This is a genomic window from Streptomyces endophyticus, from assembly GCF_035798155.1.
GTDB lineage: Bacteria > Actinomycetota > Actinomycetes > Streptomycetales > Streptomycetaceae > Streptomyces > Streptomyces endophyticus.
The window spans coordinates 61,682-77,047 of record NZ_JAOZYC010000140.1 but is presented as its reverse complement, the minus strand read 5'-3'; the positions used below and the strand labels follow the sequence as shown (position 1 = coordinate 77,047).

The 15,366-nt window shown below is 72.4% G+C and carries 13 protein-coding genes; 5 read left to right on the top strand and 8 right to left on the bottom strand.

Annotated features, from left to right (window positions below; all coding sequences use genetic code 11):
- Window positions 1-443: 443 nt before the first annotated feature.
- Together OKJ99_RS26510 and OKJ99_RS26505 are read right to left on the bottom strand one after the other, a co-directional pair.
- The gene (locus OKJ99_RS26510) at window positions 444-944 is read right to left on the bottom strand and encodes an EamA/RhaT family transporter (protein ID WP_326020046.1); all 501 of its coding nucleotides are present in this window, start codon (window positions 942-944) and stop codon (window positions 444-446) included.
- Window positions 945-1,002: 58 nt separating this feature from the next.
- Entirely contained in the window at window positions 1,003-1,317 is a 315-nt protein-coding gene (locus OKJ99_RS26505) for an SH3 domain-containing protein (RefSeq protein ID WP_326020045.1), read from the bottom strand.
- A gap of 192 nt (window positions 1,318-1,509) precedes the next feature.
- Between OKJ99_RS26505 and OKJ99_RS26500 the strand changes: the two genes are divergently transcribed.
- Window positions 1,510-3,651 (top strand): serine/threonine-protein kinase, encoded by a 2,142-nt coding sequence (locus tag OKJ99_RS26500; RefSeq protein WP_326020044.1) that lies wholly within the window; start codon window positions 1,510-1,512, stop codon window positions 3,649-3,651.
- Window positions 3,652-3,659: 8 nt separating this feature from the next.
- Here OKJ99_RS26500 and ilvD read toward each other — a convergent pair whose 3' ends face one another.
- The 4 genes from ilvD to OKJ99_RS26480 all read right to left on the bottom strand — a co-directional run bounded on the left by ilvD (window position 3,660) and on the right by OKJ99_RS26480 (window position 8,059).
- A complete protein-coding gene (ilvD, locus tag OKJ99_RS26495) occupies window positions 3,660-5,513 on the bottom strand; it encodes a dihydroxy-acid dehydratase (protein ID WP_326020043.1) in 1,854 nt (617 codons plus the stop codon).
- Between the two features lie 124 nt (window positions 5,514-5,637).
- A complete protein-coding gene (locus tag OKJ99_RS26490) occupies window positions 5,638-6,255 on the bottom strand; it encodes a TetR/AcrR family transcriptional regulator (RefSeq protein WP_326020042.1) in 618 nt (205 codons plus the stop codon).
- Window positions 6,252-7,076, bottom strand: coding sequence for a sugar phosphate isomerase/epimerase family protein (locus OKJ99_RS26485; RefSeq protein WP_266711285.1), 825 nt, complete (start codon window positions 7,074-7,076; stop codon window positions 6,252-6,254). Before OKJ99_RS26485 ends, OKJ99_RS26490 begins: the two co-directional genes overlap by 4 nt.
- A gap of 50 nt (window positions 7,077-7,126) precedes the next feature.
- The gene (locus tag OKJ99_RS26480; protein ID WP_326020041.1) at window positions 7,127-8,059 is read right to left on the bottom strand and encodes a Ppx/GppA phosphatase family protein; all 933 of its coding nucleotides are present in this window, start codon (window positions 8,057-8,059) and stop codon (window positions 7,127-7,129) included.
- Between the two features lie 146 nt (window positions 8,060-8,205).
- On the opposite strand from OKJ99_RS26480, the gene OKJ99_RS26475 reads away from it, so the two are divergent.
- Window positions 8,206-9,021 carry a hypothetical protein gene (locus OKJ99_RS26475; RefSeq protein WP_407700767.1) on the top strand — a complete coding sequence of 272 codons (816 nt, stop codon included), beginning with the start codon at window positions 8,206-8,208 and terminating at the stop codon, window positions 9,019-9,021.
- 30 nt (window positions 9,022-9,051) lie between these two features.
- Here OKJ99_RS26475 and OKJ99_RS26470 read toward each other — a convergent pair whose 3' ends face one another.
- Window positions 9,052-10,746: a BACON domain-containing protein gene (locus tag OKJ99_RS26470; protein ID WP_407700766.1), complete on the bottom strand. Its 1,695-nt coding sequence runs from the start codon at window positions 10,744-10,746 to the stop codon at window positions 9,052-9,054.
- Window positions 10,747-10,987: 241 nt separating this feature from the next.
- Here OKJ99_RS26470 and radA point away from each other — a divergent pair, with 241 nt between their 5' ends.
- Both radA and disA read left to right on the top strand, forming a co-directional pair.
- Complete coding sequence (radA, locus tag OKJ99_RS26465) at window positions 10,988-12,394, top strand: DNA repair protein RadA (protein WP_326020038.1); 1,407 nt, start codon at window positions 10,988-10,990, stop codon at window positions 12,392-12,394.
- 91 nt (window positions 12,395-12,485) lie between these two features.
- Window positions 12,486-13,610 carry a DNA integrity scanning diadenylate cyclase DisA gene (disA, locus tag OKJ99_RS26460; protein WP_326020037.1) on the top strand — a complete coding sequence of 375 codons (1,125 nt, stop codon included), beginning with the start codon at window positions 12,486-12,488 and terminating at the stop codon, window positions 13,608-13,610.
- 72 nt (window positions 13,611-13,682) lie between these two features.
- Here disA and OKJ99_RS26455 read toward each other — a convergent pair whose 3' ends face one another.
- The gene (locus tag OKJ99_RS26455) at window positions 13,683-14,501 is read right to left on the bottom strand and encodes a hypothetical protein (RefSeq protein WP_326020036.1); all 819 of its coding nucleotides are present in this window, start codon (window positions 14,499-14,501) and stop codon (window positions 13,683-13,685) included.
- A gap of 186 nt (window positions 14,502-14,687) precedes the next feature.
- On the opposite strand from OKJ99_RS26455, the gene OKJ99_RS26450 reads away from it, so the two are divergent.
- Complete coding sequence (locus tag OKJ99_RS26450) at window positions 14,688-15,353, top strand: phosphatase PAP2 family protein (protein ID WP_326020035.1); 666 nt, start codon at window positions 14,688-14,690, stop codon at window positions 15,351-15,353.
- Window positions 15,354-15,366 lie beyond the last annotated feature (13 nt).

Genomic DNA, 15,366 nt, shown 5'->3' with positions numbered 1-15,366 from the left:
GGCCGACGCCCCCGGAGGGGGCGGGTGGGTGGGAGATGGGCGTGGTAGGCAGCAGGGCAAGGCCATCGCCATCGCCTACGGGGCAGCGGGGCAGCCGGGCGGCGGGACGGCGGGACAAGCCAAGCCCCGGCGGACGGCGGGGCGAATCAAGCCCCGCGGGCGGCTGGGCACATCAAGTTCCCGCGGACGGGTGGGCACACCAAGCCCCGCCGGCGATTGAGGCGCGGGGTCCGAGGCAGCGCCCCGAGTCCGTAACACCGGTTCCGCAGGATCAGCCCCGCCGGCGCTTGAGGCGCGGGGTCCGGGGCGGAGCCCCGTGGCGTGGGACACGTCGAGCGGTCCGGGGCCGGAGCCCCGTGGCGTGGCACCGGTCCAGCGGCCCGGGCCGGAGCCCCTATCTCCGGGTGACGTACACCTGGTAGTCGCCGGAGGCCCCGGCTGCCTCAGCCCTTGCCCTTCTTCTTCGCCGGGTTGCGGGTGCGGCGGGAGGTGCGGCGGGTGTACTGGTCGCGGGCCGTTTCGTATTCCTGGCGGCGGAGCTTTTCGCCGGGGGCCTCGACCAAGCAGCGCAGGGCGTACGCGATCAGGACGCCTACGAAGCCGATCGCCAGGAAGCCGCGCAGCGAGGCCTGCTTCTCGGGGTCGTGGCGCTCGGTGAAGCCGGTGCGGGTGCGGGCGAAGGCGAGCGCGCTGCAGACGGCGAACATGACCACGAGCAGCAGGTTCACGAGGGATCCGATGTCGGCGATCGCCAGGCCCTCGTAGGCGAACCGGAGGATGAAGCAGCCGGCGACGGCCAGGGCCAGCGCGCCCACGCCGACCGCGGCCCGGCGCAGGCCGTAGTTGCCGCTGTGGTCGACCCAGGTCGTGCCGAAGAAGCGGATGTCCTCGGGCTGGGGCCCCGGGGCCGGGGAGGTGCTGGGGGTGCCGGTTTCGTCGCTCACGCCCTCGATTATCACCGGACCGGACCGCGAGGCCCGCAGCCCGGCCCCTCTGTGTGGCTCAGGCGCAGCGCGGCGCCACGTAGCCGTCACTGCCTGTCTTCACATAGGTGTCGGAGACGTACTCGCCGACGCCGATGTTGTCCCAGACCTTCGACGTGCCGTACGGGCCCGCAACCGCCTGGCCCGGCTTCTGGCAGAAGATCGGCACCTTCGCGCCCAGCGGCAGCACGCGCACCACGCGGTACTGCGTGCCGGGGCCGCTGCGCACGTTCACGTTGTAGCCCGGGGCCACCGTGTAGTACATCGCCGCTGCCGCCGCTTCCACGGACTGCCTGGGCTGACTGGGCTGAGCGGACTGTTCCTCTACTGGCATGTTGCTGTGCCTCCCCGTCGAACGAGTCCCGTTCAACGTTCATTGAGGGCCCGTTGAAATGTATGCACTGAGCTGTCGAACACGCAGGCTAGCAAGGCCCGTTCGTCCCGTACGAACCACCGTCCGAACCATCGACTAGGCTCCGTGCGTCGCGCGCGCACGGAGATCGCGACGTCATCCACGGGGGTGGACATGCCGTCACACAACAGCATCGGGACCGGCGCGGAAGCGGAACTTCCGGAGTACGCCGGGCACTATCGGCTCGAGGAGCGCCTGGGCGCGGGCGGCATGGGCGTCGTGCATCTGGCGCGGTCGGCGGCGGGGCTGCCGCTCGCGGTGAAGGTGGTGCACGCCGAGTTCGCGGAGGACCCCGAGTTCAGGGGACGCTTCCGGCAGGAGGTCGCGGCCGCGCGGCGGGTCAGCGGGGCCTTCACCGCGCCGGTCGTCGACGCCGACCCGGAGGCCGAACTGCCGTGGATGGCAACGTTGTTCATACCCGGCCCGACCCTCGCCGAGTACGTCAAGCGGAACGGTCCCCTGGCGCCCGCGCAGCTGCGGCACCTGACCGCGGGCCTCGCGGAGGCGCTGCGCGACATCCACCGCGCCGGGGTCGTGCACCGCGACCTGAAGCCGAGCAATGTGCTGCTCGCCGAGGACAGCCCCAAGGTCATCGACTTCGGGATCTCCCGGCCCAAGGACAGTGAACTGCGCACGGAGACCGGCAAGTTGATCGGCACGCCGCCGTTCATGGCACCCGAGCAGTTCCGCCGCCCGCGCGAGGTCGGGCCTGCCGCCGACGTGTTCGCGCTCGGCTCGCTCCTGGTGCACGCGGCGACGGGCCGCGGCCCGTTCGACTCCGACAGCCCCTACCTGGTGGCGTACCAGGTGGTGCACGACGAACCGGATGTGTCCGGCGTGCCCGATGACCTGGCGCCGCTCGTCCTCGGCTGCCTGGCGAAGGAGCCGGAGGAGCGGCCCACGCCGGACGAGCTGATGGCCCGGCTGCGGCACATCTCGGCGCGGTACGACACGCAGGCGTTCATACCGGCGCAGCGGGCCCCGGTCGAGCCGTCCACAGATCCCACCGATTTCACTGATTCCATCGACAACTCACCTGAAGAGGCGTCGAGTTCGCCGACCCCGCAGAGGCGGCCGCGCCCCCGCACGCTCGTCACCCTCGCCGGCGTCCTCGCGCTGAGCGGCGCGCTCACCGTGCCCCTCCTCTGGGGGAGCGACCCGGGCTCGGGCACCGGCACGCGCACCGCCCCGGCCGGCTCCCCCGCCACGTTCCACCCCTGGCAGCGGGCGCTCGGCCCGGGTGCCGCGCCCGTCTGCTCGTACGGGGCCGGGAGCCTGAACTGCGCCGTGCCCGGTGCGCTCGCCGTCTCGCTGGATCCGCGGGACGGCTCGGTGCGGTGGAAGCGGAAGGCGTCCGGTGCGGCGGGCGACGTTGGCGGGGCGGCGCCTGTCGTGTCGGGTGGGCTGGTGCACGCGCTCACCCCGGACGGGTCCCGGCTCGTCGCGATGGCGGCCGATACGGGCAGGACCCGCTGGTCGATGGATGTGTCGCGGTTCCAGGGGCAGGTGCGCCAGGCGGCGGGGCGGGTGCTCCTCGCGGCGCCCGACGGCACACTCAGCGCGGTCGACAGCGCGACCGGGAGACGGGAATGGCACCGTCGGCTCCCGGGCGCGTCGACGACCCCGCCCACTCTCTCGTACGTCGGTGGGGACCTGGCCTACGCGGCGACGCCGACGCCCGACGGGACGAACACGCTGGTGAGCGCGGTGGATCCGGCGACGGGTGACGTCCGCTGGCAGCAGAGGTCACCGGGCACGGCGACCCCGCTCGGAGTGTCCGGCGGGGCCGTCTGGTGCACGCAGCGGGGCCCTTCGGGCGAGACCGTCGCGCTCGTCGGCCATCGCCTCACGGACGGGGCGGTGGCACGTCGCGTACGGCTGTCCCTGCCGCTGCCGTCCGCGACGGCGGCGCTGCACGGCGGCACGGTGTATCTGCTCGCGGCGGGCGGCGCGTTGGTGGCGCAGGACCTCGCGTCCGGCAAGCAGGTGTGGCGGTCGGAGACCTCCGTGAGCCGGGGCTCCGCGCCCGCCGTCGACGCCGCCTCCGACCGGGTGTACGTGTCGGCACCCGACGGCCGGCTGCTCGCCGTGGACCGGCGCACGGGCCGTCCGGTCGGCCAGAGCGGCCCCCGGCCGGCGGGCCGCTCCGACCGGGTGGTGGCCGATATCCCGGCGCCGGTGGTGAGCGGCGGCCGGGTGTACGGGAGCGCGCCGGACGGCACCGTTTCCGGTGCCGCCACAGCGGACGGTCCCTAGGCCCTGTCCTAGCCGAGCTGCGACACGTCGCGGACCGCGCCCGTGTCGGCGCTGGTGGCCATCGCGGCGTAGGCGCGCAGAGCGGCCGAGACCTTGCGCTCGCGGTTCTTGGGGGCGTAGACGCCGCCCAGGGCCTCGCGGCGCGCGGCCAGCTCCTCGTCGCTCACGAGGAGTTCGATGCCGCGGTTCGGGATGTCGATGCGCACGCGGTCGCCGTCCTCGACGAGCGCGATGGTGCCACCGGCGGCGGCCTCGGGCGAGGCGTGGCCGATGGACAGGCCCGACGTACCGCCGGAGAAGCGGCCGTCCGTGACGAGCGCGCAGGCCTTGCCGAGGCCGCGGCCCTTCAGGTACGAGGTCGGGTAGAGCATCTCCTGCATGCCGGGGCCGCCCTTGGGGCCCTCGTAGCGGATGACGACGACGTCGCCCTCCTTGATCTGCTTGAGCAGGATCTTCTCGACGGCGTCCTCCTGCGACTCGCAGACGACGGCCGGTCCCTCGAAGGTCCAGATGGACTCGTCGACACCGGCGGTCTTCACGACGGCGCCGTTCTCGGCGAGGTTGCCCTTCAGGACGGCCAGGCCGCCGTCCTTCGAGTACGCGTGGGCGACGTCACGGATGCAGCCGCCGGCGGCGTCGGTGTCGAGGGTGTCCCAGCGCTCGGACTGCGAGAAGGCCTCGGCGGAGCGCCTGCACCCGGGGGCGGCGTGCCACAGCTCGCTCGCCACTTCGGTCGCCGCGCCGCTGCGGATGTCCCAGTCGTCGAGCCATTCCTTGATGGACGGGGAGTGGACGGTGTGCACGTCCTCGTGGAGCAGTCCGCCGCGGTACAGCTCGCCGAGGATCGCGGGGATGCCGCCGGCGCGGTGCACGTCCTCCATGTAGTACGTGCCGCCGGGCGCGACGTTCGGGGCGACCTTGGCCAGGCAGGGGACGCGGCGCGAGACCTCGTCCATGTCGGCCAGGGTGTAGTCGAGCTCGGCCTCCTGCGCTGCGGCGAGCAGGTGCAGGATCGTGTTCGTGGAGCCGCCCATGGAGATGTCGAGCGCCATGGCGTTGTCGAAGGCGGCGCGGGTGGCGATGTTGCGCGGCAGGACCGACTCGTCGTCACCGTCGTAGTACCGCTTCGCGATCTCGACGACCGTTTCACCCGCCTTCTCGTACAGCGCCTTGCGGGCGGTGTGCGTGGCGAGCACCGAGCCGTTGCCCGGCAGGGAGAGGCCGATGGCCTCGGTCAGGCAGTTCATGGAGTTGGCCGTGAACATGCCGGAACAGCTGCCGCAGGTCGGACAGGCGTTCTCCTCGATGCGGAGGATGTCCTCGTCCGAGACGCTCTCGTCGACCGCGTCGCTGATCGCGTTGACCAGGTCCAGCTTCCGGACCGTGCCGTCGACCAGCGTGGCCTTGCCGGCCTCCATGGGGCCGCCGGAGACGAAGACCGTCGGGATGTTGAGACGCAGGGCCGCGTTCAGCATGCCGGGGGTGATCTTGTCGCAGTTCGAGATGCAGATCAGCGCGTCCGCGCAGTGCGCCTCGACCATGTACTCGACCGAGTCCGCGATCAGGTCGCGGGACGGGAGGGAGTACAGCATGCCGCCGTGGCCCATCGCGATGCCGTCGTCGACGGCGATCGTGTTGAACTCGCGGGCGATGCCGCCCGCGGCCGTGATGGCCTCGCTGACGATGCGGCCCACGGGCGCCAGGTGCGTGTGACCGGGCACGAACTCGGTGAACGAGTTGGCGACCGCGATGATCGGCTTCCGGCCGATGTCCGCACCGGGTACACCGGAGGCACGCATAAGGGCGCGGGCGCCCGCCATGTTGCGGCCGTGGGTGACTGTGCGGGACCTCAGCTCGGGCATCGTCGCTCGCTCCTTCAGAGGGATAAAAGACTGTTTCCCGAGCCTACGCCGCCGATCCAAGCCCTGGACAGGGTGTCCGAATGCCGGGACAACCGTCTCACGTGCTGCTACAGGGGCGGCGCCCTCACGGACCGGTCAGATGCCCCTGCACCACGGGGGCGAGCCGCCCGATGATCCACTCCAGATCCGCGGAGGCCAGCGGCTCCGCCCTCACCACGTAGCGGATCATCGCCGTGCCCACGAGCTGCGCGGCGGCCAGCGAGGCCCGCAGTTCGGCCTCGCCCTCCGGCAGGTCGAGCCGCTGCGCGATCCGCGCGAGCAGCTGCGTGGCGACGAGCTTCCGGAAGACGCCGGCGGCCACCTCGTTGTTCAGGGCGGACCGCACGATGGCGAGCAGCGGCGCCCGGGTCGCGGGCGCCTCCCACACGCCGAAGAAGAACCGGGTCATGCGCTCGCCGACCCCCTCCAGCGGCCCGTCCTCCAAGGCGTCGGGGGCCTTGAGGGCAGGCGCGAGCGCCACCTCGATCGCGGCCGCGAACACCTGCTCCTTGGTGCCGAAGTAGTGGTGCACCAGGGCCGAGTCCACCCCGGCGGCCTTGGCGATGCCGCGCACCGATGCCTTGTCGTAGCCGCGCTCGGCGAAATCCTCGCGGGCCGCGTCCAGGATCCGCTCCCGCATGCCGGGACCGGCGTCCTGCCGCGCGCGCGGGGGCCGGCCCCGGCGGCGCACCGGCTCGGTCATGAACGCGGCACCCGCGCGGCCGACGCCAGGTGCAGGCGGGCGAAGGCGAGGGCCTCCGCCAGATCGGCCTCGCGCTCGGCGCTGGACATGGCGCGCCGCGTATTGACCTCGATGACGACGTGCCCGTCGAATCCGTTCACGGCGAGGCGGTCCAGGAGTTCGGCGCAGGGCTGCGTGCCGCGGCCGGGCACCAGGTGCTCGTCCTTGCCGGAGCCGCCGCCGTCGGCGAGGTGCACATGCCCGAGCCGGTCTCCCATCCGGTCGATCATCTGCATCGCGTCGGTCCGCGCCGTCGCGGTGTGGCTGAGGTCGACCGTGAAGTGCCGGTAGTCGTCCTTGGTCACGTCCCAGTCGGGGGCGTACGCGAGCATCTCGCGGTCCCGGTAGCGCCACGGGTACATGTTTTCGACCGCGAAACGCACATCGGTCTCGCCGGCCATCCGCCAGATGCCCTGCACGAAATCCCGCGCGTACTGGCGCTGCCAGCGGAACGGGGGGTGCACGACCACGGTCGACGCCCCCAGCTTCTCCGCGGCGGCCCGCGCGCGCTGCAGCTTCACCCACGGGTCCGTCGACCACACGCGCTGCGTGATCAGCAGACATGGCGCGTGCACGGCGAGGATCGGGATGCGGTGGTAGTCGGAGAGGCGGCGCAGGGCCTCTATGTCCTGGCTGACGGGATCGGTCCAGACCATGACCTCGACACCGTCGTAGCCCAGGCGCGCGGCGATCTCGAAGGCCGTCGCCGTCGACTCCGGATAAACAGAGGCCGTGGACAGCGCGACCTTCGCATCCGGGATGCGCACCACTGGTTCTGCCACGGGGACAGGGTACGGCCCTCGCGTCGGGGTGGGGGCGCCCACCCGATTGATCACGCCGTGGGCAGGTGATCCAGGCGGCGGAGGATGACGCCCTCGCGGAGGGCCCAGGGGCAGATTTCCAGGGTTTCGACGCCGAAGAGGTCCATCGCGCCCTCCGCCACCAGCGCCCCGGCGAGCAGTTGTCCGGCCCGGCCCTCGGAGACTCCCGGGAGCTCGGAGCGCTCCTCCACGGTCATCGCGGCGAGCTGCGGCACCCAGTCCTCCAGGGACTTCCGCTTCAACTCCCGCTGTACGTAGAGGCCTTCCGTCGAGCGGGCCGCCCCGGCGAGGCGCGCCAGCTGCTTGAACGTCTTCGATGTGGCCACCACATGGTCCGGCGCCCCGAACCGGCTGAACTCCCCCACCGTGCGCGCGATCTGCGCCCGCGCATGCCGCCGCAGCGCCTTCACGTCGTCCGGATTCGCCGGGTCCCCCGGCAGCCAGCCCGCCGTCAGCCGGCCGGCCCCGAGCGGCAGCGACACCGCGGCGTCCGGCTCCTCGTCGATGCCGTACGCGATCTCCAGGGAGCCGCCGCCGATGTCGAGCACCAGCAGCCTGCCCGCCGACCAGCCGAACCAGCGCCGGGCCGCCAGGAACGTGAGCCGCGCCTCCTCCTCGCCGCTGAGCACCCGCAGTTCGACGCCCGTGGCGTCCTTGACCCGCGCCAGGACGTCGTCGGCGTTGCTGGCCTCGCGCACCGCCGACGTCGCGAACGGCAGCAGGTCCTCCACGCCCTTGTCCTCGGCCGCCACCAGGGCTTCTCTGACCGTCCCGATCAGCAGGTCCACGCCGTCGGGCCCGATCGCCCCGCGGTCGTCGAGGAGTTGGGCGAGGCGCAATTCGGCCTTGTGCGAGTGCGCGGGCAGCGGGCGGGCGCCGGGGTGTGCGTCCACCACGAGCAGATGGACCGTATTCGAACCCACGTCGAGGACACCGAGTCTCATATAGGGAACGCTACTGCTCCGCACGGCTTGCCCGTCCAGGAAGGTCCTGTTGAAGGCGGCGTCGCCTTTACTCTGGAACGGTGCCAAAGACGAAAAAGGCCAAGGCCGACAAGAGCGACAAGAAGACGAAGTCGGCAAAGCAGGAGCTGAAGGAGCCGAAGGGCCGGCAGAAGGACCTCCAGAAGCAACAGAAGCAGCGGGCCAAGGCGGACGAGAAGCCGATCGACTTCCCGCGCGCGTGGGTCGAGTTCCCGGATCCGGCGGACGACGAGCAGATCTTCCGCTGCGATCTGACATGGCTGACCTCTCGTTGGAGCTGCATCTTCGGCAGCGGCTGCCAGGGCATCCAGGCGGGCCGCGCCGACGACGGCTGCTGCACGCTCGGCGCCCACTTCTCCGACGAGGAGGACGAGAAGCGGGTCGCGGAGAACGTGGCACGCCTCACGCCGGACATCTGGCAGCACCACGACATCGGCACCGAGACCGGCTGGGTGTCGACGGACGAGGACGGCGACCGCCAGACGCGCCCGTACGAGGGCTCGTGCATCTTCCAGAACCGGCCGGGCTTCGCGGGCGGCGCGGGCTGCTCGCTGCACATCCTGGCGCTCAAGGAGGGCCGCGAGCCCCTGGAGACGAAGCCGGACGTCTGCTGGCAGCTTCCGGTCCGCCGTACGTACGAGTGGATCGAGCGGCCCGACGACACCAAGGTGCTCCAGGTCTCGATCGGCGAGTACGACCGCCGTGGCTGGGGCCCGGGCGGCCATGACCTGCACTGGTGGTGCACGTCGGCGACCTCGGCGCACGGCGCGGGCGACCCGGTCTACGTCAGTTACGGCCCCGAGCTCACGGAGCTGATGGGCAAGGCCGGCTACGAGAAGCTGGTCGAGCTGTGCGAGGAGCGTCTCGCGGCCGCGCCCAAGGGCCTCCCGCTGCTCGCCCCGCACCCGGCCGACCCGGCGTAACGCGCACATCCGGCGGTCCGGGACCGGACGTCAGGGGGTCCCCGACGGCGAGCCCGTCCCGGACCCCCCGGTCCCGGAGGGCGACGCCGTGTCGGACGGGGGCGCCGAGTCGGAGGGCTCGGGGTCGCTCGGACTCGGCGTCGAGCTCTCGGTCGGCGTCGGGTCGGGCGAGGAGTGCGTCGGCGTGGGGGGCGGCGTCGGCTCGGACGGGGACGACGGGACGGAGTGGGACGGCGAGGGACGCGAGGTGCCGCCGCCGCCCCCGGACCCGGAACGCCCGTACCCCTCAAGGGAGATGACCGCCCCGGAGGGGTCGATCCCGACGTGCGCTGTCCAGTGCCCGCGCGGCTCCCGGTACTCGTTGACGTAGACGTGGATCGTGAGGGACTCGCCGGGGCGCAGCGTGCCCGCGGCCTGGCTCAGGTACAGCCATGACGCGTCCGTGGAGGCGGTCCAGTCGACGGGCGAGCGGCCCGAGGCGGTGAGCGTGATCGCCGTCGCGTTCCCGCTGGGCTGCGCCTCCACGGTGATACGGCCGGGGCCGCGCCCCCCGTGCCCGGGCGGCGAGGTGACCTCTACGGAGACATCGGGTGAGCGGCTGCCCGCGGTGAAGCTCGGGTCGGGGCTCGTCCGCGCGTTCCCCGCGTTCTCGTACGCGCCGCCGGTCCGCTCGCCGTCGAGGCTGTCGGCCGTGCCGTCCTCGCTGGCCGTCACGGAGCGGCCGTCCGCGGCCTCACCGGTCAGCGGAGCGCCCCTGTAGGCGGCCCACAGGGCGAGCACCGGGGCGGCGACCACGGCGGCGACCACTGTCGTCGTCACGGCACGCGAGCGCAGCCGGTCGCGGCGGGCGGCGCGGTCCTTGGGGTCCATCGGGTAGCCGCGCCGGTCGAAGCGCGGGGCGCCCGGGTGCCGGCCGTGCATCGCGAAGTGCAGGGCGGGCCGCGGGGCTTCCACGAGGGGCAGCGCGGCGGGCGTCACCGAGGTGCCGGGCCAGGCGCGGGGCGCGGCGCGCTCGGCGGTGCGGCGGCAGCGCGGGCAGTCGTCGACGTGCCGGACCAGCTCGCGGCGCAGGGCGGCCGAGAGGAGCACCTGGTTGTCCCCGGTGAGGCGGGCGACGCTGGGGCAGGTGCCGGTCTCGACGACGGCGAGGGCGGCACGGGTCCGCTCGACCTCGCAGGCCGCGGTCGAGAGCAGCTCGCGGGTGGCGGTGGGGTCGGTGCCGAGGACGGCGGCGACCTCGCGCGGCGACAGCTGATGGCGCACGGCCAGCTCCAGGGCCTCGCGCTGCTCGGGGGTCGTGCCCGCGGCTTCCGGCCAGGCGAGCTGGGCGAGCTGCCGCCTGCGCTCCTCCTGGAGGAGCCCGTCCTGAGGCCGGCCGCCGCCCTCCTGCGCGCTCTGACGCCGCCGATTGGCCTCGGCCAGACGGCGCAGGCAGGACCAGCGGGCCAGCGCGTAGAGCCAGGCCCTGCGCTCGGCGGGAGAGTCGCCGGCCGGGGCGCGCGAGCCGCGCCGCTCGGCGAGCGCGAGGGCGTCACCGAGCGCCGCGGTCGCCTCCTCGTGATCGCAGAGCACGGAGAGGCAGTAGGTGAACAGGCCGTCCAGACAGGACTCGTAGCGGGCGGGCGGGCGCTGCGGGGCGGTACGCGGCTCCTGCCGCCTCGCCCCGGTGCGGTGCGCCCGGTGTGCGCCGGTGGTCTGTGTGGGAGTTTCCGGCCTGCTGCTCATCACCGTGCGACCGTAGGCGCAGCACGAGGGGGCTTCCTCCCCCTTGAGCACATTTAATCCTTACGGGTGAAACGATCCCTCAAAAGAGGACAGGAACCCGTCATTCCGTGGCCAGCACGGCTACGCGGGGCGACCTCAGGGGTGGCCCACGGATGGCCCACGGATGGCCCATACGCGGTTGAGGCGTGGTGGCGCGGACCGCGCCCGCTCGTTGTCAGTCCTGCCCGCTACGGTTTCGTTCATGGCTGCCCGTACCAAATCCAAGGACCGTCCGTCCTACCGCTGCACCGAGTGCGGCTGGCAGACGGCCAAGTGGCTGGGCCGCTGCCCCGAGTGCCAGGCGTGGGGGACGGTCGACGAGTACGGCGCGCCCGCCGTGCGCACCACCGCACCGGGCCGCGTCGCCACGTCGGCGCTGCCCATCGGCGAGGTCGACGGCAGGCAGGCGACCGCCCGGCCCACCGGCGTGCCCGAGCTGGACCGGGTGCTCGGTGGCGGCCTGGTGCCCGGCGCCGTGGTGCTGGTCGCGGGCGAGCCCGGCGTCGGCAAGTCCACGCTGCTGCTCGACGTGGCGGCCAAGTCGGCCAGTGAGGAGCACAAGACCCTCTACGTGACGGGCGAGGAGTCGGCCTCCCAGGTCCGCCTGCGCGCCGACCGCATCCACGCGATCGACGACCACCTGTACCTGGCCGCCGAGACCGATCTGGCCACCGTCCTCGGCCACTTGGACGCGGTGAAGCCGTCGCTGCTCGTCCTGGACTCCGTACAGACGATCGCGTCCGGGGAGATCGACGGGGCGCCCGGTGGGGTGTCGCAAGTGCGCGAGGTCGCGGGCGCACTCATCCGCGCCTCCAAGGAGCGCGGCATGTCCACGCTCCTGGTCGGCCACGTCACGAAGGAGGGCACGATCGCGGGACCGCGCCTCCTGGAGCACCTGGTGGACGTCGTCCTCAGCTTCGAGGGCGACCGGCACGCGCGCCTGCGCCTCGTACGAGGCGTCAAGAACCGCTACGGGACGACGGACGAGGTCGGCTGCTTCGAGCTGCACGACGAGGGCATCACGGGCCTGGCCGACCCGAGCGGCCTGTTCCTGACCCGGCGCGCCGAGCCGGTGCCCGGCACCTGCCTGACCGTCACCCTGGAGGGCCGCCGCCCGCTGGTCGCCGAGGTCCAGGCGCTCACGGTCGACTCCCAGATCCCCTCCCCGCGCCGCACCACGTCCGGCCTGGAGACCTCCCGCGTCTCGATGATGCTGGCCGTGCTCGAACAGCGCGGCAAGATCAGCGCGTTGGGCAAGAGGGACATCTACTCCGCGACGGTCGGCGGCGTGAAACTCTCCGAGCCCGCCGCAGACCTGGCCATCGCGCTGGCCCTCGCCTCCGCGGCGAGCGACACCCCGCTCCCCAAGAACCTCGTGGCGATCGGAGAAGTAGGCCTCGCGGGTGAGGTCAGGCGGGTCACGGGCGTGCAGCGCCGGCTCTCCGAGGCGCACCGGCTCGGGTTCACACACGCGCTGGTCCCGGCCGATCCGGGAAAGGTCCCGCCCGGTATGAAGGTCCTGGAAGTCGCCGATATAGGGGATGCTCTGCGAGTGCTGCCGAAGGGTCGTCGCCAAGACGCCCCACGGGAGCCGGAGCAGCGCCGGTAGACTTTGCCCTGGTCTCGCCCGTGCGTGCGAACGCAAGGGACGAAGGCAAGAGCCCCAGGGCACCCCAAAGTCTGCGATCCGGAGGAGTGCAGTGGCAGCCAATGACCGGGCGGCAACTCCCGGCAAGTCCGGCGGAAGCTCCGGTGCGGACAGTCTGATGCGCGCCGCGCTCAGCGCCGTCGCGCCCGGAACCGCCCTGCGCGACGGCCTGGAGCGCATCCTCCGCGGCAACACCGGAGGCCTGATCGTCCTCGGCTCCGACAAGACGGTCGAGTCGATGTGCACGGGCGGTTTCATCCTCGACGTGGAGTTCACGGCCACGCGCCTGCGCGAGCTGTGCAAGCTCGACGGCGGCATCGTGGTCTCGTCGAACCTCGACAAGATCCTGCGGGCCGGCGTCCAGTTGGTGCCGGACCCGACGATCCCCACGGAGGAGACCGGCACCCGGCACCGCACGGCGGACCGGGTCTCCAAGCAGGTCGGCTACACCGTCGTCTCGGTCTCCCAGTCGATGCGCCTGATCGCGCTGTACGTGGACGGGCAGCGCCGCGTCCTGGAGGACTCGGCGGCGATCCTGTCCCGGGCCAACCAGGCCCTCGCGACCCTGGAGCGCTACAAGCTGCGCCTCGACGAGGTGGCGGGCACGCTCTCCGCCCTGGAGATCGAGGACCTGGTCACGGTCCGGGACGTCTCGGCGGTCGCGCAGCGCCTGGAGATGGTGCGCCGCATCGCCACGGAGATCGCCGAGTACGTGGTCGAGTTGGGCACGGACGGCCGGCTTCTGGCGCTCCAGCTCGACGAGTTGATCGCGGGCGTCGAGCCGGAGCGCGAGCTGGTCGCGCGGGACTACGTCCCCGAGCCCACCGCCAAGCGCTCCCGCACGGTCGCGGAGGCGCTGGTCGAGCTGGACGCGCTCAGCCACGCGGAGCTGCTCGAACTGCCGATAGTGGCACGGGCCCTGGGCTACACCGGCTCCCCCGAGGCGCTCGACTCGGCGGTGTCCCCGCGCGGGTTCCGGCTCCTGGCCAAGGTGCCGCGCCTTCCCGGCGCCATCATCGACCGCCTCGTGGAGCACTTCGGCGGCCTTCAGAAGCTGCTCGCCGCCAGCGTGGACGACCTGCAGACGGTCGACGGGGTCGGCGAGGCGCGGGCGCGCAGCGTGCGTGAGGGCCTGTCGCGGCTGGCGGAGTCGTCGATCCTGGAGCGGTACGTCTGAGGTCACCCGGCGCGCGGTCTCGGGGCTCTGCCCCGGACCCCGCGCCTCAAACGCCGGCGGGGCTTGAGTGGCTCAGTCTTCCTTCAGGACGAACGACGTCTGTGCCTCGGGGAGTTGCGCCGCCTTCACCTCGACCAGATACGTACCGGGAGACGCCGCCCCCGCCGAGGGAGTCGCACACTGCGGCGCGCTCGGCCGCAGATCCCACGTGTAGTCACGCTGAACCGTGCCGCCCGCAGGGGCCCGCAGCACCATGTTCCCCGCCCCGGCCGGGCAGTCGTCGGAGGACCAGAACGGCTTGTCGTCCTCCGCCTTGGTGATCGTGACCACCGCGGTCTTCGGCCCGAGGTCGACCTTGCAGGACTTGTCCGCCGTGTTCTTGGCGACGAGTTGGAGCTTCGGCTTGTCCCCGGGCGCGTACGAGTTGTGGACGCTGCGCACCTTCAGGGTCACGCCGCCGGCCGTGCAGTCCGGGAGCCTGGAGCCGGCCGGGACCTGGTCCCCGGAGGAGGTGCCCCCACTGCCGCCACTGCCTCCGCCGTCACCGGAGTCACCGCCCGCGGCATCGTCCGAACCGCCGGACCCCCCGCCGGAGCCGCCGGAACCCGAGCCCGAACCCGAGCCTCCCGAGCCGCCGGAGCCGCCGGACTCGTCGCGCCCGCCGGGGTGTTCGCTGATCGCGGGCCCCGTGCCGGAGGGCCCGGGCGTGATGGACTCCGTCGGACTCTTGCCGCCGGAGCCGTTGGCGCCGTTGTTCCCGCCGCCACCGCCCAAGTTGACGATCCATACGGTCAGCAGCGCGAGCAGCGCCACCACGGACAGCAGAACGACCCTCCGTCGCCAATAGATGGTGGAGGGGAGCGGCCCGATCGGATTGCGCAGAGATCCCACGGCTCAAACCTTACGAGAGATCGGGCCGTTGTCCGGTGCTACCCGCCGCCTCACACACCAAGTTTTCCGGATCATCATCACGCGCGGACCGCCGGACGGGCTCCCGGACCCCTGCCGATCGTCAGGTTCGGCCTCCGACCATCGCTGGATGTGACAGCCCTTGGGTATTGCATACTGTCCGTCACCATGGGAACCATCGACTCCGACCTGTATCGCGGCATCACCGATTTCGCCCACGACACTCCTTCGTGGTTTCAGCACCTCATGGAGGTGTGGACGGAACTGGGTCTGCTGCTGTTCGCCGTGCTCTTCGTCGTCGCCTGGTGGCGGGCGCGGGGCAATGACCCGAGGGCCTTCGCCGTCGCGGTGCTCGCGCCGCTGGCCACCGCGGTCGCGTATGTGATCAGCGAGGTGGTCAAGTCGGGGATCGACGAGGAGCGGCCCTGCCGCGCCGTCTCGGGCGCCCTGCCGTCCCTGATCGACTGCCCGGTCTACGGAGACTGGTCCTTCCCCTCCAACCACGCCACGATCGCCGCCGCCGCTGCCGTGGGCCTCGCACTGGCCTGGCCGAAGGTCGGCTGGTTCACGGTCCCGATGGCGATCCTCATGGCGTTCTCGCGCGTCTTTGTAGGCGTGCACTATCCGCATGACGTCGCGGTGGGGCTGCTGCTCGGCACCCTGGTCGCGTTCCTCGTCGTGCGTCTGCTGACGCGGCCGGGGGCGCGGGTGACCGAGGCGATGCGGGGGTCGGGGAACGGGCTGGTGCGGTGGTTCGCCGGCCCCGGGCCCGCCGGGGCCGGCGACGGCTCGACGCCCGGGGCCCGCTCACGACGCGGCTCGCACCGGCGCTGAGCCTCCGGTACGA